At 39.1% G+C, this 24,215-nt stretch carries 25 protein-coding genes and 1 pseudogene; all 26 read right to left on the bottom strand.

What is annotated here, in order from left to right:
- Position 1: 1 nt before the first annotated feature.
- The 26 genes and pseudogenes from GPK81_RS15640 to GPK81_RS15525 all read right to left on the bottom strand — a co-directional run bounded on the left by GPK81_RS15640 (position 2) and on the right by GPK81_RS15525 (position 24,119).
- Entirely contained in the window at positions 2-1,084 is a 1,083-nt protein-coding gene (locus GPK81_RS15640; RefSeq protein WP_195983185.1) for a hypothetical protein, read from the bottom strand.
- A complete protein-coding gene (locus GPK81_RS15635) occupies positions 1,081-4,278 on the bottom strand; it encodes an amino acid adenylation domain-containing protein (RefSeq protein ID WP_195983184.1) in 3,198 nt (1,065 codons plus the stop codon). Before GPK81_RS15635 ends, GPK81_RS15640 begins: the two co-directional genes overlap by 4 nt.
- 2 nt (positions 4,279-4,280) lie before the next feature.
- Positions 4,281-5,048 carry a thioesterase II family protein gene (locus GPK81_RS15630; protein ID WP_195983183.1) on the bottom strand — a complete coding sequence of 256 codons (768 nt, stop codon included), beginning with the start codon at positions 5,046-5,048 and terminating at the stop codon, positions 4,281-4,283.
- A pseudogene (locus GPK81_RS15625) lies at positions 5,035-5,370 on the bottom strand (serine O-acetyltransferase); the annotation flags it as partial. The gene GPK81_RS15630 and the pseudogene GPK81_RS15625, both read right to left, overlap by 14 nt.
- Before the next feature lie 77 nt (positions 5,371-5,447).
- A complete protein-coding gene (locus GPK81_RS18095; protein ID WP_252196678.1) occupies positions 5,448-5,750 on the bottom strand; it encodes a hypothetical protein in 303 nt (100 codons plus the stop codon).
- Between the two features lie 10 nt (positions 5,751-5,760).
- The gene (locus GPK81_RS18090) at positions 5,761-6,522 is read right to left on the bottom strand and encodes an AMP-binding protein (protein WP_227056867.1); all 762 of its coding nucleotides are present in this window, start codon (positions 6,520-6,522) and stop codon (positions 5,761-5,763) included.
- Between the two features lie 96 nt (positions 6,523-6,618).
- Positions 6,619-7,305: a 4'-phosphopantetheinyl transferase family protein gene (locus GPK81_RS15615; RefSeq protein WP_215707319.1), complete on the bottom strand. Its 687-nt coding sequence runs from the start codon at positions 7,303-7,305 to the stop codon at positions 6,619-6,621.
- Positions 7,295-8,041 (bottom strand): thioesterase II family protein, encoded by a 747-nt coding sequence (locus tag GPK81_RS15610; protein WP_071144597.1) that lies wholly within the window; start codon positions 8,039-8,041, stop codon positions 7,295-7,297. Before GPK81_RS15610 ends, GPK81_RS15615 begins: the two co-directional genes overlap by 11 nt.
- Positions 8,038-8,865, bottom strand: a complete 828-nt coding sequence (gene epsC / locus GPK81_RS15605) for a serine O-acetyltransferase EpsC (RefSeq protein WP_227056866.1) — start codon at positions 8,863-8,865, stop codon at positions 8,038-8,040. Before epsC ends, GPK81_RS15610 begins: the two co-directional genes overlap by 4 nt.
- Before the next feature lie 12 nt (positions 8,866-8,877).
- Entirely contained in the window at positions 8,878-9,474 is a 597-nt protein-coding gene (locus GPK81_RS15600; protein ID WP_195983181.1) for an accessory gene regulator B family protein, read from the bottom strand.
- Positions 9,474-9,629 (bottom strand): cyclic lactone autoinducer peptide, encoded by a 156-nt coding sequence (locus GPK81_RS15595; RefSeq protein WP_055152354.1) that lies wholly within the window; start codon positions 9,627-9,629, stop codon positions 9,474-9,476. Before GPK81_RS15595 ends, GPK81_RS15600 begins: the two co-directional genes overlap by 1 nt.
- Before the next feature lie 100 nt (positions 9,630-9,729).
- A complete protein-coding gene (locus GPK81_RS15590; protein WP_227056865.1) occupies positions 9,730-11,040 on the bottom strand; it encodes a sensor histidine kinase in 1,311 nt (436 codons plus the stop codon).
- On the bottom strand, positions 11,033-11,767 hold the full coding sequence (locus GPK81_RS15585) for a LytR/AlgR family response regulator transcription factor (protein WP_173763236.1): 735 nt from the start codon (positions 11,765-11,767) through the stop codon (positions 11,033-11,035). The genes GPK81_RS15590 and GPK81_RS15585 overlap by 8 nt, the downstream gene beginning before the upstream one ends.
- 85 nt (positions 11,768-11,852) lie before the next feature.
- Entirely contained in the window at positions 11,853-12,092 is a 240-nt protein-coding gene (locus tag GPK81_RS15580; protein ID WP_055152358.1) for a helix-turn-helix domain-containing protein, read from the bottom strand.
- Positions 12,093-12,285: 193 nt separating this feature from the next.
- Entirely contained in the window at positions 12,286-15,042 is a 2,757-nt protein-coding gene (locus GPK81_RS15575) for a YodL domain-containing protein (protein WP_195983180.1), read from the bottom strand.
- 81 nt (positions 15,043-15,123) lie between these two features.
- A complete protein-coding gene (locus GPK81_RS18085; RefSeq protein WP_330627645.1) occupies positions 15,124-16,749 on the bottom strand; it encodes a helicase C-terminal domain-containing protein in 1,626 nt (541 codons plus the stop codon).
- A 79-nt stretch (positions 16,750-16,828) separates the two neighbouring features.
- Positions 16,829-17,017, bottom strand: coding sequence for a transposon-encoded TnpW family protein (locus GPK81_RS15565; protein ID WP_004452856.1), 189 nt, complete (start codon positions 17,015-17,017; stop codon positions 16,829-16,831).
- Between the two features lie 123 nt (positions 17,018-17,140).
- Positions 17,141-18,406, bottom strand: coding sequence for a plasmid recombination protein (locus GPK81_RS15560; RefSeq protein ID WP_215707318.1), 1,266 nt, complete (start codon positions 18,404-18,406; stop codon positions 17,141-17,143).
- Between the two features lie 180 nt (positions 18,407-18,586).
- Entirely contained in the window at positions 18,587-19,606 is a 1,020-nt protein-coding gene (locus tag GPK81_RS15555) for an AAA family ATPase (RefSeq protein ID WP_237972435.1), read from the bottom strand.
- Complete coding sequence (locus GPK81_RS18080) at positions 19,587-19,778, bottom strand: hypothetical protein (protein WP_035323891.1); 192 nt, start codon at positions 19,776-19,778, stop codon at positions 19,587-19,589. Before GPK81_RS18080 ends, GPK81_RS15555 begins: the two co-directional genes overlap by 20 nt.
- Before the next feature lie 261 nt (positions 19,779-20,039).
- Positions 20,040-20,450: a helix-turn-helix domain-containing protein gene (locus tag GPK81_RS15550; protein WP_158365190.1), complete on the bottom strand. Its 411-nt coding sequence runs from the start codon at positions 20,448-20,450 to the stop codon at positions 20,040-20,042.
- A 154-nt stretch (positions 20,451-20,604) separates the two neighbouring features.
- A complete protein-coding gene (locus GPK81_RS15545) occupies positions 20,605-20,907 on the bottom strand; it encodes a DUF3784 domain-containing protein (protein WP_173757014.1) in 303 nt (100 codons plus the stop codon).
- A gap of 9 nt (positions 20,908-20,916) precedes the next feature.
- On the bottom strand, positions 20,917-21,123 hold the full coding sequence (locus GPK81_RS15540; RefSeq protein WP_015533646.1) for a helix-turn-helix transcriptional regulator: 207 nt from the start codon (positions 21,121-21,123) through the stop codon (positions 20,917-20,919).
- The gene (locus GPK81_RS15535) at positions 21,120-21,449 is read right to left on the bottom strand and encodes a DUF6442 family protein (protein ID WP_173757016.1); all 330 of its coding nucleotides are present in this window, start codon (positions 21,447-21,449) and stop codon (positions 21,120-21,122) included. The genes GPK81_RS15540 and GPK81_RS15535 overlap by 4 nt, the downstream gene beginning before the upstream one ends.
- Positions 21,450-21,702: 253 nt before the next feature.
- Positions 21,703-22,074 carry a TnpV protein gene (locus tag GPK81_RS15530; protein ID WP_173757018.1) on the bottom strand — a complete coding sequence of 124 codons (372 nt, stop codon included), beginning with the start codon at positions 22,072-22,074 and terminating at the stop codon, positions 21,703-21,705.
- The gene (locus GPK81_RS15525) at positions 21,999-24,119 is read right to left on the bottom strand and encodes a recombinase family protein (protein ID WP_215707316.1); all 2,121 of its coding nucleotides are present in this window, start codon (positions 24,117-24,119) and stop codon (positions 21,999-22,001) included. The genes GPK81_RS15530 and GPK81_RS15525 overlap by 76 nt, the downstream gene beginning before the upstream one ends.
- Between the last annotated feature and the right edge of the window lie 96 nt (positions 24,120-24,215).

The raw sequence follows: 24,215 nt of genomic DNA, 5'->3' as shown, positions 1-24,215 counted from the left end.
TTTATATCTCCCCTTCAATTTCATCACTTCCTATATTATCACGTATGCTTACTCTAATTTCTGTACCGATATTTAAAAGTTTCTTCATGACTTCTAAATTAATCTTACTTTTGCTTAAAAGGAAACTTCCCCTTTCCATGCCCATTTCCAATATTGTAAGCACAGTTGCTGCTGCAACACTTCCAGTCAGTCTCGAAGGATTACTACTGGTAAGTAATAACGACTTTTCAATAACTTCATTAGAAACCATGCCAGCAATACTACATACGAACTTTGTGATACCTGTTGTGCCAAAGCAGTCCAATTTGCTGGCTCTACATATATTTCGTAATGTTTTATCCTTATTTACCTGATAGTCATACCGTGCCCGCTCCAAAACTTTTAACGTATTTTCTCCAGATATACACATGTGCCACCTTCCTTCAGACAGTCCATACTTTTGGCACAAGTATTCTGATTCATCATCAAAGTATGGGAAACACCTCATATTCTCTATTTCATTGCAGATATACATGTTCGTTTTTTCTACTTCTGCTGGTACATATGGTACAAGTTTTCCATATTTCCACATAACCATACTTCTATTACTATTATTAAATACCCCATCCATATAATCTTTAGCCGCAGTATAAGTAAATGTTCCCTTGGCACCATAATAAAAATCTATTGATGCTACAGAATCAAAATCTTGTGCTAAATACTGAGGAATAATTCCAGATAATCCCGGAATACTCCCTGCGCCATATATAAACTTGCCCTCTGCCTCCTGTTTCGGAAGATTTATACCCAAATACACAATTGGACAATCCAACTCACCTGCAATACGGTTTATACATTCAACCGTTTCATTTCCCAGTTCCGCACTACACAGAACAAGCCGGCACCCTTTAATAAAATCTTTCCATTCATTTGAACTACTTTCCTTTATCTGAAACCATTTGTCAGACGCAAACAGCTCTTTTGCCCTTTGAGATACTTTTGAAATATTGCGTCCAGCAACCCGAATCATTTCACTGGAATTAGTCTTTATAATGTCTGCCGCCTCAATTCCGATATTTCCATATCCTCCAATTATACCAATCATATTTCACCCTCGATCATCTGCTTATTGCATTCGATTTTTTCTTCAATAATTTTTGACACTCTATCTAATTCTGCATTATTAAAGATTTCTCTTAATGACATTTCTATTTCATATTTTTGCTTTAAGCACTCTACAAACTGAGTAGCCAGTAAACTGTCACCACCTATTTCAAAGAAGTTATCATTTCTTCCTATATCCTCCACACTTAACATTTCTTTCCAAAGTTCTGCAATTTCCCTTTCTACTCCAACATAATCTGTATTTTTGACCATTGTACACTTTCTATTTCCCACAATTTGACGTATCTTTTTCCTATCTACTTTTCCATTTTGTGAGAGTGGAAACCATGCAAAAGTTATAAATTCTTGCGGCAACATATACTGCACAAGAGAATTTCTCACATATTCCTCAAGTTCTTTTAGATATTCTTTATATTTATTGGCATTAGCATTAATAAATAGCGCAGAAGATGTCGGATAAACCTTTATCATTACATCATCAAAGGCGCTCTCCTCAAAAGCTGTTAGCCATTCATCAACCGTCATCAATGCAGTATTTTTTCTTTTTCTCATATATTCTGAAAAGCCATTCTCCAGTATAGCAGAACTGATAATTGACATCGGGTCTAAGTCTTCATATTCCAATGCGAGTAACTGTCCTTTTGCCTTCAATAACATATTCGCTACATGCAGACCATGTAAAGGATTTTTATAACGATGGAGTTCTCCCAAAGCAATTACAAAGTCAAACTGCCCCAAAAGACTTTTCTCTAATAAACCATCTTCAAAATGATAATATTCAAACTGAACATCATATCTTCTAAGTCTTTCCTCGGCTCTTTTCAACATACCTGCCGATTCATCAATTAATGTAAGTTCAACATTTCTATCCAAATTATTATTCAGCAGCATTTCAACGGCCAAACCTGTTCTGGCACCTAAAACAGCAACTTTGGAATCGTGTTTTATCACTTTTGTCACATGTTCCAAAAAAATAACTGTATCTGAACCTTGCACAAGGAGCTCTTCTGGAGAAAGATACCCATTCGTCAATAGGTTACTTGCTGAAACTGTTCCTCTTATCAATTCTTGCACCATTGGTATTTGGGTCTCTAATTTCATATACCAAATATCTGAGAGAACGTTTTTTATTTCCAAATTCAGCACATATTCATCACTATCTTTATGACTTATAACATTATTAATAAGCAACCAGACATTCCAATACTGCTCAACTTTACCGTTACTATTTATCACTATATTATCGTTTGGGGTTAATGAATCAACATTGTTCCCATATACTTTTAAAATAAAAGCTGCAACTACTTTTTTTCTAATTTCTTGTATTTCAGCATATTCTGGGTTTTCTTCATTCATGAAAACTTGATGAGAAGCATTTCCTTTTTCATACTTTTCCACTACAGCTGCCACAATTTCTTTCTTGCCATTCGTTTCAACAGTCATAGCAATTGCGTCATCTATACACTCTGCTCTTTTTATTACATTTTCTATTTCCCCAAGTTCAATCCTATAACCATTTACTTTAACCTGATCATCAAGGCGTCCTAAAAATTGCACATTACCATCTTGAAAATATTGTGCTTTATCTCCTGTCTTATACCAACGTATTCCATCTATTTTAACAAATCTTTCCTGTGTTAGTTTTTCTTCATTTACATATCCCTCTGCAACACCATATCCTCCAATCCAAAGTTCTCCTGGTACTCCTACTGGGCTATCCTTTCCCTTATTATTTACTACACGTAATAATTGATTTGCTAATGGACGTCCATATGGAATAGATGTCCAGGGTTCGTCCAATATATGTACTTCATAATATACAGACCATATTGCCGCCTCAGTAGCACCACCCAAAGAAACAAATCTACATTCTGGCCATAGTTTATTAACCTTGGGGTATATTTCCAATTTAATCCAATCTCCAGACAACAAGATATTTTTCAATGTAACTTTTTCATAATCGTATCCTATTGCCAATAAAAACATCTCAAACAATGCAGGAACAGAATTCCATATCGTTACCCTTTTTTCACACAATATTTTCTTCCAAATATACGGTTCCCGTTTATTCATTTCATTCAAAACGATTAATGACGCTCCGTATCCTAGCATTCCAAAAATATCATAGACAGAAAGATCAAAATCAAGTTCTGACACTGCAATCGCACAATCATGTTCATTGATCGTAAATTTATCATTAACATCATAAATTGTGTTATATGCTGCTTTATGCGTGATCATTACCCCTTTAGGAATGCCTGTAGTACCAGAAGTAAATATAATATATGCAATTGAATCTATATCCTTAACAATCTCCGTCTCTGGCATCACAACATATCTAAAACTATTTTCAATTAGGAAACTTCGTAAAGTATCTGCCCCATCCAGTGTATTAATATGATCCCTATCTGTTAATGCATAAGATATATTTCCTGCTTCAAATATTTTCTTCTTTCTATCCAACGGCTGATGTATTCCAATGGGTACATATGTCGCCCCAATCGATAGAATTGCTAATACTGCTATAATTTGATTTTCTCCTTTCGGAAGAACGATTGCCACTTTGTCCCTTGTATGTACTCCTTCTTGCTTCAGCATAGAAGCTGTCTGCAACACTTTAATCTTCAATGCCTCATACGATAGTGTTTCCCATTTTTCATCCAAAGATAGCCATTCTAATGCTGTTTTGTCAGGAAATCTATATGCACATTCAAAAAAAGCCTCGTGCAAACACTTGAATGGTATTGATCTTTCCGTCTCGTTCATCATATTGCGAATCTCTTTCTGTTCTATAGGAAGAAAATCCGGAATTGCTCCAGACCATTTGTTTGCCAACAAGAAATCCCTCACCTGCAATATGCTAGATTTGATATCTTTAAAATCAACAATTGTCTCATCAGCGATTTCTATTATTATTGAAATTCCATCATCATTTGAAATGCTACATATAAAATCGTTTTCAACAATTGTATCTTTGTAGGAATAATCTTCCTGCACCTTTTCAAAAAGTCCTTCCCATGTATTTATTTGTGGCTTAGAATCACCCGGGAGCCACATATCTGCAATAAGCAGTCCAATACCTTTTAATACACTTTTCAAATCATACTGATATGATTCTGCTTTTTCCTTTATTTGCTTACATGCCTGCCCTTCAAAATCAACTTTATATATCATAATTATTCCTCCAATAAGTCTCTATATAATTGTTCCCAGTATTCATTACCTAAATTCAAAACAAAAAAGTGGTCACTCTGAAATTCACGCATCCTAACAACCTTCTTCGTTACACTACTCCATCTTTGCATAATCTCTTTATTCGCTTCTATGTCATTTACTCCTGAATGCAAAATTAACGGAGAATTTATGCATTCCCCCCTATAAATAAAGCTCTCATTCAATTTATAGTCACGCCTTACTTCCGGTAAAACAAAACTAAGCAGTTCCTGGTTCTGTAAAATCTCTTTAGGGGTAGCTTGATATCGAATCAATTCCTTGATCAGCGCATCATCATCCATATAACTTTTAAATTCTGTTAAATTTACTTCATTAGGAGCCTGCCTTCCCGCAACAACAATTTTTCTCGGTTCCCTACCATAGTTTTGGGCCATATATGCAGCCGCATAAAATGCCATTGCTGCTCCCATACTATGACCAAAAAACAGAATATTTCTGTCATCAGCAACGTTAATGATGCTTTCGACCAACGGGCCTACCAACTCCTCAAAATTCTCAATAAATCTTTCTTTTCTTCTGGTTCCCTTTCCGGGAAGTTCTACACATACAAAGTTGATTTTTTCTTTTTTCAAAGTCCATTTTCGATATACCGAAGCGCTCCCGCCGGCATGATGAAAGCAAAAAACTATGTCTCTGTTGTTTAGTTCATCCAAATCATACGTTGTGAACGGAAACCATTTTTTATATCGCGCCTTTTCATTTTGTTCCATTTGTTTTCCTCTGCTTTCCTGTATAAATAAAATCGTTACCCTTAACAGTTCGGCCTTCTTCAATAACCGTTTCTCCGCCTAAAATTGTTGCCCCTGCATATACAGTTACATTATTCAACAATGTTGGATGCCTTTTTGGGCCACTCAAGAGTTGTCCACCAGCCGTTGAAAGTGCTCCCAAAGTAACTCCTTGATATAATTTTACATGATGTCCTATAACAGTAGTTTCTACAATCACACCCCCGGCTCCATGATCAATAAAGAAATATTCTCCTATCGAAGCCCCAAGATGAATATCTATTCTCGTCTTTGATGGAACATATCGTCCAACATTCCCGGATAAAACAGTTCCTCTACGGCATCCCAGAAAAGGCAAAGACAGCCATCCATCTCCACCACCTAATGATCCAGCCATACCTGCGGCGTTTGGGAAATATTATAAGTCAGTTTTCCAAGCCATTTTCCTTCATTCCACTGCTCTATTCCTAACCCACTGGTAAATACAACCGGCATAATTACGCCCTGCATATCACCTGTCCGTTTCTTTAACTCACGTTCAAACTCAACCGCACTATAGGTTGAATGTTCTAAATCCTCCGTAAGCCTTTGCTGGATTGCTTTCGCCCGATCTGCAAAGTTCCCTCCTTTTTGCTGACACACTTCCAACAGCGTCAGTGTGGTAAAGTCCCCAACCAGTTCCATATCATAGTCCTCATCGTATTCCAACATTTCCATGCACACTGTAACCATAACCGGAACCAGGGCTGAGATAGTTACTTTCTCCTCCGTAATTGCCATCAGGACTGGTCGTTGGTGCCAGCACAACTTTTCCCCCTGCATCCAATGTTCCTAAAAGTCCCGGACAGCAAAGTGGAAAGTTGTGCGCTACAGGCAATGCTGCAAGATAAACACTGTTTCTGTCTAACTGGCAGCGCTTTGCTGACATTCTTGCGTTATACATATAATCTGTATGAGCGCGGGGAATCAGCTTGGGAACACCGGTCGTACCGCCGGGCAATAGCAATACTGCCGTGCTGTAGCTGTCTACTTCCGGAAATTCTCCCTGTCCTTCTGTTTCTGGCTCATACCATTCTTCCCTCTGTACTCCATCCACAAAAACATTTTGTATACATGGGAGTTTTTTCTGCATATTCATTGCCATTTCCACATAACTAAAGCCTAAATATCTTTCGGCTACAACGTACGCTGTCGGCTTGGCCAGTGCTATGATCCCCTCTAATTCTGCTTCCCTGTGAGCCGGCAGCATCATGATCGGTACAGTCCTAATCTTCGCAAGGGCAAAGAGAACCGCGACAAAAGAGATTCTGTTCGGCATCTGCACAAGTACCTTATCATCTTTGCAGATACCTTTCTCCATAAAATACTGTCCTATGCAGATTGCTTTCTGATTCAGTTCCAAATAGGTAATTTTCTTTTCACTGTCTGTAACTGCAATCTCGTCTCCATATTGCACTGCTCATTTATCAAGCTACTTTCACAGGCTTAACTTCTCACAGCCTTCCAGATCTTCATATTGTTCCATATTCTTTTTATAGCCTGCCATTTTGTATTACCTTCCTTTCCCCTGCACCGCTGCATATGCGGCATAATCTTTTATCAGAATCGGATATAATTTCCATCCAGATTTTATCTTTCCTTTTTCTATAATCTTGTTTTCCCTGACAGAAAAGAAGTCCATTCCCTTGTTCAAACCGATACCCAGCGCTTTGAGATGCGCCTCTCTTGCTGCCCAGTAATGATAGAACCGTTCAGGGCTTTCTGTTTCCTGAATTTCTGCCGCTTCTTCTTCCGTAAAGAAATTTTTGGCAATCTCCATATATTCTGAGATCTCTCGCATTTCCTGCACATCAATTCCCACAGCCTGTCGGCTGGCAAATATTGCCAGCACCCATTCTCCGGAATGGGAAAGGTTAAATGTGATCTTCCTTTGTCCCGGCGGTGCCTTCCAGTACAATTTCCCGTATTTTCCCTGTCTTAAAACAATCTTATCCTCACCTGAATACTCTTTCAAAAACATTCTCACAGCAATCTTTCCTGCAAGATAACGCATTTTATCTTCATGAAAACGGTAATGTTTCGCCTTCTGGCATTCTTCCTTTTCTAAAATAGGTTTATACCTATTCCAAAAGGTTTCCAGTTCTCTCCACCGAAGTTTCCAGATGTGTACCTCTACTGTATGCAGTTCCAGCTTTCCCATATTCAAAAGTTCCCGGTTTCCGTATAATTCAATTTTCATCCGGAACACCCAGAAGGCATTTCTGTACTTCTGACAGAACAGCTTCTTCCTGTTCCCGAATGTAAAAGTGCCCGCCTTCGAACATATGGCAGTGGAACGCCCCTTCTGTATATTTCCCCCACTCTTTCATTGCTGCTTCATCTGCTTCCCGGTCATTCCGTCCTCCAAACGCCTCAATCGGACTGCGTAAAGTGATAAGATCTTTATCATAATACGTTTCATCCATTGTAAAATCAGCTCGCAGCATAGGCAGAAAGAAATCCAAAAGTTCCTGGTTTTCCAGTATCTCCTTTGGCGTTCCTTCAAATCTGCCGAGTACCTTTTTAAATTCGTCATCTGGAAGATGATAGATTGGATTGGGTTCTGGAATACTTGGGATACGACTTCCTGATACCATGAAGCATCGGGCTGTCTTTCCTCTTTTTTCCATTCTTTTTTCTAACTCATAGGCAATCTTTCCGCCCATGCTATGTCCCCAGAATGCATACGGTCCTCTTATGTTTTCCCATATAGTTTCCTCCAATTCATCTAACATATCCGTCATATTATGATACGGCTTTTCCATAATCCTTTCTTCCCTGCCCGGTAGCTGGATCGGACAAACAGTTATGGTATCTTTCATTTTTTGAACCCAAGAATTGTATGCGGAAGCCCCGCCGCCAGCAAAAGGGAAACAAAATAATGTTATATTTTGGGAGTTAATATTCTCACCGTTTTTCAAAAGCCTTTGATTCATGTTAATCCTCCTCCAGAAATCGGTTGTAATTTCATCTCCATAAAATCTGAAAATATCTTTGTTGAAGGTGGTACAGATTGCGTTACCCATGCGTTTCCACCAATAATAGAATTTTTTCCAATCACTGTATTGCCTCCTAAGATTGTAGCTCCCGCATAAATTGTTACATTATCTTCAACAGTAGGATGCCGTTTCAACCATTTCTGTTTATGACCTCCGCGAGTTGACAAAGCTCCCAAAGTCACACCCTGATATATTTTTACATGATTCCCAATAACAGCAGTTTCTCCGATTACAACTCCTGTTCCATGATCAATGAAGAAGCTCTCTCCAATTTCTGCTCCTGGATGGATATCTATTCCTGTTATTGAATGTGCGTACTCTGTCATAATTCTTGGTAAAATAGGAACTTTCAATTTATACAGACAATTAGCTGTCCTTTGAATAAGTATTGCCAAAGGACCTGGATAAGCCGCTATGATTTCCTCATAACTCTTCGCAGCCGGATCACCTTCATATGCCGCTTTCATATCTGATATTACCAACTGCTGCAGATAGGGCAGCATTGCTCGAAATTTTCTCATCACTTCCTCTGTTCCCCTATCTTCATCTAAAAAATCCAAATGCTTTTTTAAAACCTCTTGAATCATCTGGATCGTATATCTCTCGTTCTTTTCCACATTTGACCAATATTCTATATAGAAAAATTTTCTTAACAAATAGACAAATTCCTGAGTCCATTTATTATCCAAAGATTTTTCTAAAACTTCCTTAATTTGAAATATATCATTATCGTTTCCCAGTAGTTTTTTATTATCTATCAATCTTTCATCCTTTCATAAGTTAGTAATCCCTAACTTATTTCCAAAAAAATTTTGGCTTTTGCCTAATATCAGTCCACTTGCTAAAATTATATGAGCCACTGCAATCCCTTTAGCAACTATCAAAATTCCGATATCACCAAAACAGAAAGCCAATACACATTCTATAATTAACAATTTTCTTGCAGATTTCCCATAAACCTTTCTTTCTTTTTCATCCAATCTTTTGTGTCCAGTGTCTACTGGACACAATAAAAATATAACAGCAATAGCAATGAGCCATACTATACAGAATGTAATCCCAAGCTCCGAATTAATTGCTAAATATTTTCCACAAATAAAAATCAGGAAACCGGAAACACAAATGCAGCTTACAGATCTTTTCAAATGAATTCCGCCAACGTACTGTCTTAAAATAACAAATGGCAGTAAAAAGCTGAACATCTCTAACCAGTTTCCCGTTATGATACCCAATGCAATAATAATAGAATATATAAGGATTCTGCTTAACAGCAGTCGATAAGCATATTCATACAAACTGCGTTCTTCTTCTTTAAGAATCCCCCATCGGCTTTGTAAATTATACAGCCAGTCTACCACTTTCTTCTGCATTAAAATTTCCTCAGTCTTTTAACCTCGTCCGGTTCTTCTTCTTGAAAATATAACCAATTGCAAGCAAGATTCGCTGAACGCATCGTCAGCCTGAGCGCCAAAGCATTGATTCCTTCTAATATTTTAGTTGTCATTACATTTAATATTTTTTCCATAGCAATTTGCCTCCTTTTTTTCGTAATTCTACTAAAAAATCGCCCCTATTTCAATTACCCCGGCTAAAATGGTAATTTTTTGGGCGATTTTTGCATTCTACTATTTAACTGTAAAAACAATCTTAACCGAAAACTCCTCCTCGCCAGCTTCTATCCTCATGACTCCTCCATATTTTTCAACCAATTTACCTACTGTATGTAATCCGATCCCATGATCTTCCGGATTTCTCTTTGTGCTTATATAGTGTTCTCTTTCCTTGATCAGCGGAAGAATATAGCTATTATAAAACTCCATTACCAAAAGATGTCCCTCATTCCCCATATACATATTACAAATCACATGTTGGTCTTTCTTTGTCTTTTCAGCAGCCTCGATTGCATTGTCCAAAAGATTCCCCACAATAGAAATCAAATCCAGGTCTTCTATAAAATCTGTTCTAAGATTATTTCCAAGCTTGATTTTATACAATATGCCTTTTGATTCGGCGACAAATTTTCTTTCACATAAAATACTGTTTAGAACCGGATCAGCGCAGTAACTATAATTTTTCAGTTCCTCCATCCGGATCCCCAAATGTCTCACCATGCTATCCAGTTCAAGATTTTTCCCATTTTCTATCAAACTCGCCGCAGTACAAAGAAATTTATTCACATCATGCAGAAAAACCCTTTTATCTTCGTTTACCTTATTGATATATTTCTGATTGATATTTTCAGCTTTACTTTTCTGATAAAGCAATTCCATCTTTTTTACTTCTTCAGACTTCTCAATTAATTTATCAAAGACTGCAAATATACAGATATTCGTCATTAACAACAATGCTGCCCCAATAGGAATCATGATACGATTCACGCCAGTATAAGAAATCTGCGAATAATATATACACATAAAAATGATAATTGTCGCCGCCGGCAGAGTTAACAGCACAGTAAACAATTTATTTTCAATCGTCTGGTAATTTTTCTTTCTCGTGATCTGGTTAACACATTTTACTAATAAAAATGTAATTGTGCTCATCAACAAAAGTGACAGCAACTTTTCCAACTCTGAATGAAAGTTATTTTCTGTCCCGGTTACTCCATAAGCCCCTGTAATTACAGCAAACAAAAACTCAGGTACTATAGCCAGCATATAATAGCAACAGGCCAAAATAATTTTCTTCCATACACTTCCTTGGAAAATGACAATAGAGGCAATAGTATAGCTGACAGGAATCATCATAATATTGATAAACGTAGACTCTATATGATTCACACTAAGAATAACCAATGCCGTTACGCCATATATTAGAATCCTTTTCCAACAGGTTTTAATCCTATATGGGAACATATTCTTACCGAAATCATTCAGCATAAACATTTGAAAACTGCCAATCAAAGCATCACTTAGCAAACTCATCAGATCAACCATTCCTTTCCCTCAGATATTCAAACAGTGCCTCGGTAAACTCTTCTTTCTTTGCTCTTGAAACATTCAGTTCTATTCCGCATTTCAACCGTAGTACGCCTTTTTCTAACCCTTCTACTTTTCCCAAATTAACAATGTAACTATAATGCGCCTGTGCAAATCCCTGATCTTTTAGCTGTTCACATAATTCTCCAAACGCTTCTCTGCACCGAACTGTCTCTTTTTCTTGCTCTTTCACAATGGTTATCTCACATCCTCTTTTGGCTCTGGAAACATATAAGATATTTTCCACATGTATGCGTATTATCTTCCCCGCCGATGTCACCGTTACCGCATAGTCATTCAGAAAGCGTCTCTTTACCTCAGTCATAATAGCTGCAATTTCCCGGCGTAAGCTGGTATCGTGTAAGTCCTTCATAATATACCGGAAGGGCTGCCCAAAATTAATACTGTCCACTGTCGGCTCAAAATAACTGGAACAGAAAATTAAAACTCCATCTTTGTTATAATTTCTCAATTTTAATGCTGTTTGGTTTCCATCCAGCCCCGGCATACGGATATCTATAAAGACCAATTCGTGGAGAATATCCGTATGTTTCAAAAGTTCATTTCCAGATTCGTATTCATAAAATCTGATTTCATTTTCAGGCAAACTATTTTCATGCTCTACAATCTCCCTGATCGTTTTTCTATATCTTTTATCATCATCGCAAATAGCTATCTTATACATAATCCTTCCTTTTGTTAGTTGCATCTAACCTCATTCCATAAAAAAACCATCCCGCAGAATTTTGCCATGAGATTATCTCTTACTTCTATAACTCCGGTTCCAACTCTGCAAAGATGGAATCTCCAAAAAATTCTGGTATTGTGATTTCTAATCCATCACACAACTTCTTGATTGTAACTACGCCTACATTCTTACTCTGCCCGTACAAAATATTCTTCAGCGTTGATGGCGGAACACCAGACCGTATCGCCGCCTCATTCACGGTAATATCCTTTTGCCTTATCAATTCTTCAAGACGATATATAACTGCTGTTTTCATATCCATGATTTCTACCACCTTTTCTCTATTCTATATAAATTGCCCGTAAAAGGTCGCCCATATATAGTCTTTTTGAACAAAGATACCTCTTTGTAAGCTTTGTATACTTTCGTGGTAGATAATTCAGCATTTTTACCAAAACAAAAAAAGCCGAAAGCCACATTGTTATCCGTGACCTCCGACTCCTTTCTATCTCATACTACACCGTCCTTACATCCAAATCAGCCCCTCTCTCTGGTTTATCTTTTCCCTGTTTTTCCTGGATAATTCTCTTATTGATTTCCAATCGTTCATGGATTGACGGTTTTCTCTCTTTTCCTGGCATTGCCTTTTTCTGTGCTACTGCCTTTCTTTCAGCTTTCCCTGCGTCCTTAACTGCTATATTTGTTTCAACGCCAGTTCTTGGCACAGCTTCTCTGCTCTCATTTTTCTCTGCTACCTGCTGTTCTCGTCTCTCCTTCACACCCTTTTCTTCCAGACTGCAAAAGCTCTGCAAATATGGCAACACATGATTCTGCATATCTGTCAGATCTTCCATATACTTCTGGTACTCTTCATTGCCTTTTCCTTGCTGATAGCTGATCCAGCTTTCATCTGTCAGTTTCATTTCATTCTGCATCTTTAACTGACTGATGATACCGCCGTTTCCGGTACCAATCTCTATCTTACCCTGAAAATGGTGCAGCATTTTGTCACCTTTCTCAGCATAATATACGGTAAAAAACATCTGAGCCGTTGTCGTTGGTTTATTGATTTTGGGATTTCTGTCAGCATACCATGCTTTGTCCTGTTCTGCGGTCTTGGAATCCAAATCCGATAACTTCTGGCATCGTGGATTCATGAACTCACTTTTCTCACAGTAATTGACATACACCATCGGCTCCATATCTTTCGGAAGTTCCGGTTCGTAGGACTTCAATCGTTCGATCAATACTCCGGCACGGACGGACAAATCACATTCTTCCTCTACAATGTCCTTCAAATAAGAAATATAAGAATGTGTATTGCCACTCTGCAAATCCAACATCACCTCTTGTACCGTATTTTCTCCGATTTCCACATTATCCCGATACTCATACGGATCAAAAGCTTCTGCAATCTCATCCAGTGCCTCTGCCAGCTGTTCTGTGGTCATCTTCTCTGGATACATTGCTTCTCGAACATCCCTCATCGGTACATACTTATAGTCCGGCAATGCTTCATGAATTTTCTCAATCCCTTCCCGTACCAGTGCAAGTTCTCCATAAAATCGAACATCGTCCATCAGATTTCCAAGTACTGTATTTCCTTTTACGATTGCAAATTCAGCATCATCATAGTAACTGTCTTCCGGATCACGATAGATAATCCCCATACTACATACTCGATAGGCATTTTCAGGATTCTCCCTATATTTTTCATAGACCATAGCAATCTGATTAACATCGGTACTTTTTTCATAAGCTCCCATATCATGGAACTCATCGCATTCTGCAGCAAAGTATTCCAGATACGGTTCTTTCTTCGGTGGCATATTGTTAAGTACATTGTCAATCATGTTATAATTCGCCTCTTCCAGTTCTTCTACCTTAGCCAGTGGCTTATATTCGCCCTGGCTTTTCTGAATCTCTGCCATTACAACCTCATCCATTTCTTTCACTTTTTCCATCAACTGATCATAATCCCCACAGATGCGTTCTCCAGTCCAGCCTTCGTCTTCCAGAAGTTCCTCTGCCGCTTCTTCAATAGAAATTTCATCATTTTCATAGACGCCACCATCCATCAGACGGAAATCTTCATCGTAAAAGGAATAATCGTATCCTTCTTCTGTCCTCTGAATAGCAAAATACCGTTCTCCTACCTCATATGCCAGTTCACTAAGAATCTGTTCTTCCAGATTCAAGAAAGAATCCAGCTGTTCAAAACTGATACTGTCTACAAAATGAGCTGTTACTTTTTCCCCATCATTCAAAACAACGATATCACTGACAGACAGGGAATGCCCACGGAAGTCTTTCGGTCTATCAATGTTGAACCTTTCAAAAATATCATCCAGTGACGTATTTCCCAGTAATTCTCCAACATAGACCAGCTTATAATCTTCTTTTTTTATCTGCATACCATGACTTTCAATAAAACTCATATTCATAAATGCATAATTTTCGCCCGTTAAATCATCTTTGATCTGATAAATACCAAAGGTTCGCCTTGTTCCTAACAACAGGTTTGCCTCTTTCAAAGACTGAATCTGCGGATATTTCTGCATTTCCCATTCCAGGTTACGGAAACGCTCCCGTTCTGCCATGGACATCTGATAATGCTCCGGTCCTCGTTCAATTTCCATGCGTTCCGTGACATAGATTGGTGATGAAAAATTAGTGATCAGATAGATATCTGCTCCGGCATCGTATAATTTCAGTGCTTCTTCCTGCTCAATGACACTCATAGGCTCCTGAAATGCTCCAAAATCTTCATCTGCATAATCCAGATCCTGATCTCTTATCCGTTCCCACATCTGTAATTCCATGCCAAACAGACCTTCATGTGCCTGTATCATTTCTTTGCTTGCATATTCTCCCTTGCCGCCATCGCTACCCAGGCAATAAATCTTAGAACCCATTCTGTGATAGTCCAAAGCTGCTTCTTTTCTGAGCGGTACCATATCCTCTGCTGTATATCCATAATCACGTAATTCAAGCTTGCCTATGGTTGGATCTGGTAAGTCCTGAATATCCATTTTTGCATCATCCAGAAGCTCCTCTACTTTATCTCCATCTGCCTGATTGATTGCATCTGTCAGATTTCTTACCAACGTCCTTACTTTCTCTTCCTCGCCAATCAGATTTGCATATTCAAAAATCTGTTCTTTTACATCTGTTGGAAATTCTATGCCTCTACGCTCTGCCTGAGCGATCCGTTCCTGCGTATATTCCTGCATTTTCTTTGTTTCTCTACCTGTTATCCTGTTTCTTGCCATATAAACTCCTCCTGTATTCTGAAAGATGGCATAACCCACAGAACATTCTTTCTGTCAGATTATGCCATCTTCCTTGTTTTCTTATTCCAGACCGAAATCCCGTTTTCTGGTTTCCTTGCCAGTTTCACTTTCCCGCTGGCTCTTTTCTTTATAAATCTGCAGTTTCTCATGGATAGAACCTCGTGCCGGTCTTTCTTCTTTCTCTTTTGATTCCGACTGCTCTGTTTCTGTATCTTCCCGTTCATCCATATTGAGAAGTGCATTTAATTCTGACAGTCGCTCCAGTTTTTGGTTCAGTTCCTCTTCTTTTGGAAATGGCTTCCCGACTTCCTCTTTGGCATTTGTCATCTGCTCCTGTACCGTTTCCAGCCGTTGTTCTGCTTCTGCTAGTTTCTCCGGATAACTTTCTAAAAGATTATTGATACGAGTGATATTTCCCAGGGCATCTGCCCCCAACCGAACTTTAGCTACCAATTCATGCTTTACAGACAGGATAAACTCTTTGCTCCAGCTGTCGAATTGGATTCTCATGTTGAATCCCTGATAGCTTCCAATGTCCATAGCTGCATCTACAGACTTAATGTCTTTGCAGACCGCCAGAAGTGCCGTACCTGCCTCTTTCTTTTCTGTGAACACTTTACCACTGATTTCCATAGAAAACTGCTCTGGATCTGTGATTTTATGCTCAGAAAAATGAGCGATGTCTGCCTTGTAGCTGTCAATGATCTCTGTCAGTTTTGCAATCTGTTGCGGAAAATTCCTTACAATATCATCTTCCAAACGATACTGGTTATTCATGTGATTGGCTTTTAAAAGTTTCAGCTTTGCCACATCCACGTCCAGTGCCATCTTCTCCTTTACTGCTGGATTTCCAGTTGCCAGTGCTTTAACCTCTGCATAGGAAAGTGCCGCTTCGTCCACATCTTCGCAGCTTCTGACCGGTGCTTTGCTGGTCATGATCTGGGAAATGAATTTCTGCTTATTCTCAATCAACTGCCACATATAACTGTCGAATGTGGATTCTGTCACATACCGGAAGATATGAACCTTTTTATTATGGTTTCCCTGACGGATAATACGTCCTTCCCTCTGTTCCAAGTCAGACGGTTTCCAGCCAATATCCAAATGATGCAGGGCAATCAGACGGTCCTGCACATTGGTTCCAGCACCCATTTTTGCTGTCGAACCAATCAAAAAACGAACCTGTCCGGATTTTACTTTTCCAAACAACTCCGTCTTTTTTGCTTCTGTATTTGCATCATGAATAAACGCAATCTCTTTTTCCGGTACACCTTTCTCTATCAGCTTCTGCTTCAAGTCATCATAAACATTGAAACTGCCATCGCCTTTCGGTGTGCTCAAATCACAGAAAATCAACTGTGCGGATTTCTGTGCTGCAGTATCTTTCCAGATTTCATAACTTTTCTCTGCACAGACTGCTATTTTGCTTTCTGGATTATCTGGCAATAGTTCGTTCACTAAACGCTGATCCAGTGCTAACTTCCTTCCGTCATTGGTAATTTTCAGCATATTATCAACCGAGGCATCTACTCCACCGTTTCTAACAACTTCTGCACGTTCTCCAAGGCTTTCTACGATTTCTTTCTGCTGTTCCGTTGGTTTCAGCACCACTGTTTCATATTCCGCTTCCGGCACAGGAAGCTTTAATTGATCGGAAGTCTTGATATCTGCAATCTCCTTGAACATATTCATCAGTTCCGGAATATTATAAAACCGTGCAAATCTGGACTTTGCACGATATCCTGTTCCTTCGGGAACGAGTTTGTCAAGATGATTTTTGTAAGTTTTCTAAATTCAAATATTTATCCGCTGAAAAATCTCCCAACATCTCGTGTCTGCATATTTCTTGAAACACCGTATTCAAAGGCTTCTTCGCACTTTCCGATTGCTTCACATTGACAATAAAAGTTGTTTTGCCTATTCGTGTTGTATAAGATAAAGTGTTTTCTTTCATATAGTCCGTTTCTCCTTTTCATAAATTGACTGTGGGGCATTCCGTTTGGAACACCCCACAAATACAGCCTGTTTCATCGGAACATATCAAGAAGTCATTAAGTCGTGAGTATAATGGAAATGGTTATCTTTCCATACCACGCTTGTTTTTTCGTGCCTTGATACGCTCTTGTCTTTCTTTTTCCCTTGCTTCTTTTTCGGCTCGTTCCTGTGCTTCCTTAAAAGAAAAAAGTTGCTTCACTTTTTCGGTAAAAAGTTTAGCAACTTCAGGAAAATGCTCCAACGCTTGAAGAAAAGGTCTGCACTTTTCTTTCAGTTCGTTGTATTTAGTTTTCATTCTTTCGAGTGCGTTTGCACAGTCAAAATATTTCTGTCGGTAATAGTTGGCACTCTGTTCTAATTCATTGATTTCCGCACGACTTGTAATGCCCTCTTTGGCAAGGGCGGTCAGTTGGGAATAATCCTCTTTGGAGATTGCCATTTTACCCGTGATTGTTTTCTGCCCCATACTGTCAATCTCGTTATAGGTTTTGGAAACATTACGGGCAGGCTCATACTTTATCTGTTCACGCTGAATACGCTTCTGCAACTTCTCCAATCGCTCCTTGTCCTGCTTGATTTGATATTGCAGGGAAGTCAGGTGTTCTGCTGTACTTCCGTATTCGCCACGCTGAAAACCTTTGAAGCCTTGCTCCGTCATATAATTAAACAATTCGTCTTGCAGTATGCTGTACGAAGCTCGAAACATAGGTTTTCCGTTCTTTCTGAGAAGCGGATTGCCTTTTTCATCGGTCAGCGGAATATCCGATTTCCATTTCTTTGAATGGCTGATTTGATGAACCACTTCCTTAACCGTTCCTCGCAGTTTTTCATCTTTGCAACGCTTACTCCATAGGATTTCTTTCTCCACCACAGGCAAAACCATAGCGTGAAGATGATAGTGGTAAACCTCTTTTCCAAGTTCCTCGGTTGCCGCTGCATTGATTTCATCAGCGTGCATAACAGCCGATATGATATTATCAGCACCGAATTTTTCTTCAATGAAATGGAACGCTTCTTCATAAAACTGCTTTGCATATTCGTAGCCACCGTTACGCTCGAAGTACATCGTGTTCACATCAATCACAATCTCGTTAAAGAGTGTAGCGTCTTTTCTCAACCCACGGAGCGACACCAGCCCGTCGGTTTTCATCTGCTTTAATTGTTCCATATAAGTCGGAGCAGTCGGTGTTTTGAAATGCACATTAAAAGGTATGCGTTCCTCAATCACATTCATATTTTCGTAGGTTTCATTTTTGCGTTCGTTGTGCCTTTCCGCCTTGCTCACATCAGAAGCGGTGTACTTTTTGACCCTTGCACAACTCATATCCGCTTTGTTGTTTTTAGCCATTTTCGTTCTCCTTTCTCGGCAGGGCGAAGCCATTACACAACATTCTTTGAATGTGTGTAACCCACTATGACACTTTCAGACTTCGTCTGCAAAGATGTCGTGGGCAAGGGAGTTCCCCCTTGACCTCCTTAGATACCTCCATCATAAAAACAGACTGTCCTCCTATCAGACAGCCGGCTTTTATTCTCTCGGTATATCGCCCATCGGCAAAGACCAGTACCACAGAAAGCCTCGTTTTCTTGAGACAACGCCTGCTTTCTTCTTTGCCTTTTTGATGGTCGATTTCTTGAACCCTGCGGCTTCAAGTCTTTCTTCGCAATCCGAAGAAAGCATTTCTCCGTCTTTCAGAATTTCCAAAAGAAATTCTTTCGCCTTGATTTCCTTTTCGTTCGGTCTGCCCATTTTAGGAGCAAGGGACTGGAACGCTTCTTCTGCTGTCATTTCCATTTCAGAGATAAAGTCCACGCCCTTTTCTGCCACCTCAAAGAGAATTGCCGAGCCTGTCGGGGCAAGGTTAGATTTCACTTGCACCATATATCGTTCCGCTGGTGCTTCTTTGTTCGGTGTGCGTGTGATTGCAAGAATACTTCTTGCAGCACCCGCAATATCAATAGAACCGTTGGTACGATAAAGAGGGTTGGTATCTCTCATCTTGTTCATATGAGCGATAATCACAATGGCACAGCCAGTATTCTTTGCAACCGCAATCAGATGATTAAACTCTGCTCGTGTTTCGTTGGCATTGTTCATTGAGCAGTTCTCTCCGATATAGGAACTCATCGGGTCAAGAATTAAAAGTTTTGCGTGGTACTTTTCGATTGCTTCAGCAATACGGTTATCCCCAAAGGATAAAGATTTTTCATCTTCCTTGATGAAGATAAGGTTTTCTCCGTTCCCACCGGCAGAATTAAAACGGGGTACTACCGTATCGTCTGCATCATCTTCCGTTGTCTGATAGATGATAGTCATAGGCTCTGTTTCTTCATCGGTAAAGGGGAGAGGCTCTCCCTTAGAGAGCAGGGCGGCAACGGAAAGCATTAACTTGCTTTTTCCATCGCCCGGATCGCCCTGCAACAGCGTAACCTTGCCGAACGGAATATACGGATACCACAGCCATTTCACTTCTTTCGGCTCGATTTCACTTGCCTTTACAACTTCAAGAGGTACATTTACATTCATCTCATTTTCCATTTTCATCATTGTTCTTCGTTCTCCTTTTCGATAAATACTTCGGGCAGAGCACCACGATACAGCGAAAACTCTGCTTGCAGTCATTACTGCATTTTCTGCAAAGTTCGTTGTAGGTAATGCGATTTCTTTCATTCAGAAACAACGCCCACTCTTGTTTCCGTTTCTTACTCATTCTCGGCATATCAATCCTCCTTTCCGTCTGAAAATAAAAAAACCACAGGAAAGATACTCAGAGCCTTGTTTCTGTCATTTCTCGGGGCGAAAATCGGGCAAAATTGCCTTTATAAGCCTTTCAAAAAATCACGCAAGGTATTTGTACTAACCTGTGGTTATGTATGAAATTGTAGGGTTTGGGGCAACAAAAAACACCGTATTTCTACGATGTTTTCTGCGTTCTAATAGATTGTTGATTATCTGCATAAAACTGAAAGTTTCACTTTTATTATTGTTTCTTGTTTGAAACTATACTGCCGATTACCTGAACAATTAGAGCCATTCCTAAACCAACTACGCCGCCTGCTAAAATAATCATAATAATTTCATCATAATTAAATCGGTTTGCAGCAAAAGACCATATTCCTGCTATGGTTGCAAATATTAAAACAAACCCTAAGTACAACGTCTTAACAGTCTTTCTATTCGTTGTTGATACTGGTTCTATTCCTTTAAGAATATAATCCGTTGTGACTTCAAAAAGTTCGCTCATAGCGATTACTTTTTCTAAATCGGGTGTGCTTTGTTCACTTTCCCATTTTGATACAGCCTGTCTTGATACACCAACCTTATCAGCAAGTTCCTCCTGCGAATATCCTTTTTGTTTTCGTAAATATTGTATTCTATCTGCTATATTCATTGTCAGTTCTCCTTTCCTTTTGACAAAATCATAGCATTTTTTATAGTTGCATTACCACCACCTATGCTTGGAAATGTGTCAACCAACGGTTTCAATCAAGTTTTTCAGTTCAAAAATGTATTAAGAAATTCGGAAAATTCAAAGTTTCCTTTGCTTAAAAAATCCCTTTATTGTATTTAATTTGTCCATACAACATAAAGCCTAATCCGACAATAACTGCTGGAAGAATAATAAATCCCATAGTCTCTTCACTCCAAAATGAAACTATAAAACCTAACACCAAAGATATTCCGATAATCAGTGTTCCTGTTCCAACGGCTTTTCCATACTTTGGTATATCTTCTTCTTTTACTTTTCGCCTATTGTAAGAATGAATTGTACTGATATTGCCTTTGATATTTACAATTCCTATAACAGATATGAACACTCCTAAAATCAACAACATAATGTTCTCCATAATTACCTCCTAAAAATAGAACAGTTCTTCAAATTTCTTGTCTAAAGCAATACATAAAATCAATGCCAACTTTGCTGTTGGGTTGAACTGTCCAGTTTCAATAGAACTAATGGTATTTCTTGAAACTCCTACCATTTCTGCAAGCTGGGTTTGAGAAAGATTTGCCGCTGTACGAACTTCCTTTAAGTGATTTTTCAAATGTAATTGCTCTTTCATATGCTCACCTCTAAAATTTGGCGAACAAATCCAACAAATGCCAAAACGGAAAGAATGAAAAACATACTGGTCAATAGCAAATCACTCTTTCGTTTCATTTTGATAAAACGAACTAACCATTGTGTCGCAAGAATACTGAAATATATAACCCAAGGACTGTAAATCATAGTATGGGCAATCATAGAAGATAGCAAAGAAAGCAGACAACACACCAAAGCCCCCACTCTACTTGCGTGACTTCCTGCCAGATATAGCACTTCCATTTCCGCCAAGTCTTTATTTTGATGTTCTTTTCTACTTGCGTTTAAGATTTCTTCCTTTTTCATATGAATACCTCCGTTCCAAGTTTTCTTTGCACACCTTAATTATACTAATACCAAGTTTTCTTGTCAATAGTGTTCACACAAAAGTTACAAACAATGTAGGAGAATGGCATATCGGAAATGAAGTATATGGCTGTTTGCATTATACTTTTCCGCCACTTCCATTACACTCGCAACTTAATGACTTCTTGAATACTTCCCGAAAAAGAAAACTGCCATCAGTAAAGACAGCAGTTCCTTTTCGGCTGGTATGCTATTAGGAATACACAATATCGTTCAATACAATCTCATCTGCACAGGCTCGGATATTGTTCATCAATCCGACCCATCTCATCATATCCTCCGCTTTCAGTTGTTCCGTCACACCTTGTTTTTTTGCCATTCCCTTTATTAGATACTCCGCCATATTACACGCCAAAGTATCAATATCAGCAAGGTGTTCATACAACTTACCGCTTGTAAGCAGATTAAAATATAAGGCTTTCTTGTGTTCCCTTAAATATCTTTCCCTCATTCTTCCGTATTTCGTGAGAACAGGGGGTTGTTCTATCGTCAAGCAGGGATAGTAATAATCTCCGATGAGTTCGTACTGGATACCAGTTCTTTCGTCTGTAATAAATCTTTGCATTCTGATTTCTCCTTTTGCTTCTTGTGATAAAATTCCAAAGATTTCTCGTTGTGATTTTGCTTTTGACATTCTTCGGAACAGAATTTCTGTTGACTGTGTGTAGGCCAGTAGGTACTGCCACACACAGCACATACACGCTGACGATAATAATGATTTCCTTTTTCTGCTTCTCTGTCGGCTTTTGTCTTATCCTGCCTTGCCTGATAGCAACAATCCTTTGAACAGAATATCTGTCGGTTACTTGTAGGCACAAACTCTTTGTGACAGTGAGGACATATCTTTGTTTTGACGATTTCTCCACCGTTTTCAGCGAGTTTTTTTGCCTTTCGCTTCTCTCGGTATGCTTTTTCACGCTCACGCTGTTTTGCCAGTCGTTCCATTTCAATCTGTTCTTCCTGTGCCTTGATTTCAGCAAGTTCTTCTTCTGTATAGGCAATATCGACCTGCCCGACATAGTTGAAATAAATATCAACCTTTTGTGTCCTTGCTTTTCCCACACCCTCTGCTTCATAAACCACAATCTTGTCAATGAGTTCGGCAAACATCAAATCGGAAATTTCTGTCGGCTCTTTGCACTTGCGTATCAAAGAAATGAAATGCTTAATATCCACCGTATTTGCCTTTTCTTCGGTCAGTTCCTGTTGCATTGCTTCAATCTTCGTTTCCAATTCAGCCTGTTCATCATCATACTGCTTCATCAGTTGTTTGTACTGTCTTTCGGGCAGTAACCCCGAAACAAGATTTTCATACAAACCACGAATAAGTTTGGATAGTTCATCGTATCGCTTTTGAAAACGGTGCAGTTCCGATTTATTCTGCTTTGGCTTTTCTGTCTGCTTTTCATTCCAAAGTGCTTGAAGTTCCTTTGCAAAGGCTTCTTCGTCATTCAGAACAAATTTTGATAATCGTTTTACAGCCGATAATATCAAGGCTTCAACATTATCAGCACTAATCGAATGGGCAGTACAAGAGTTTACTTTGCTTGCATAACCACCGCAACGGTAAGAATACTGCACCGAACGGTCTTTTTTACTGTAATGCGTTTGCAGGGTCATTCTTCTGCCACAATCCGCACAATACAGATAACCGCTTAAACGATTGCTATGCGTACCTTTTGCCGCTGTTCTGTTCGCTCGTTTCTTTCGCTTCTGAACGCTGTCCCAAAGTTCCTGCGAGATGATAGGCTCGTGTGTATTATAAAATACATACTGTTCATCTTCATCGGTATTCTTCCTTTTGTGCAGCTTGAAATTGGTGCTGACAGACTTACGCAAAACCGTATGACCGAGATATTCCTGTCTGCTCAAAATCGCCCTTATGGTTGACATTCCCCAAGTATATGGGTCTGAAAACTTCGTACCGTTATACTGCTCGGGGTGATACTCCTTTGCGTGTGCTGCCGGAATTAAAACCTTTTCTTCGGTAAGCAATTCAGCGATTGCTCTCGGACTTTTGCCCTCGTTGGCAAGCAGAAAGATACGCTTTACCACCCCAGAAGCCACAGGGTCAACGACAAGCGTTTGTTTGTCGGTTGCTAATCGGTTATATCCATAGGGGATTGAACCGCTACAACGCTTTCCGTCTTTCATACGGGCATCAAACACAGCCTTGATTTTATTGCTTGTGTCTTTGGCATACCACTCGTTCATAATATTCAAAAACGGGGCAAAGTCATTATCCGAAGCATTATTACTGTCAATGCTGTTGTTTATTGCAAGAAAACGGACATCTTTCTGCGGAAACAGAATTTCCGTATAAAATCCGACTTGCAGATAGTTTCGCCCTAATCGGCTCATATCCTTAACAATAATCGTTGCAACATTTCCAGCTTCTACTTCTTTTATCAACGATCGAAAGCCGGGGCGATTGAAATTTACTCCCGAAAAACCATCATCAGTAAAATGGCGAATGTTACCGAAACCATTCTTTCGGGCATAATCTTCCAAGTATTGCTTTTGATTGGTTATGGAATTTGACTCGCCCATAAGGTCATCATCTCTCGACAAACGCTCGTAAAGTGCCGTAATTCTTGAAGTCCTTGACATTCTCTTATCCTCCTTTCTTTATGTAATCTGTTTTGGTATTAAAAGTATTACTCCCTCTACCAATAGGAGAAAATAGGGATACAAAGCGGAACTGTT

The organism is Blautia sp. MCC283, from assembly GCF_018785565.1.
Taxonomy (GTDB): domain Bacteria; phylum Bacillota; class Clostridia; order Lachnospirales; family Lachnospiraceae; genus Blautia_A.
The sequence above is the reverse complement of the archived record's forward strand: the minus strand, read 5'-3'. Positions and strand labels throughout refer to the sequence as shown.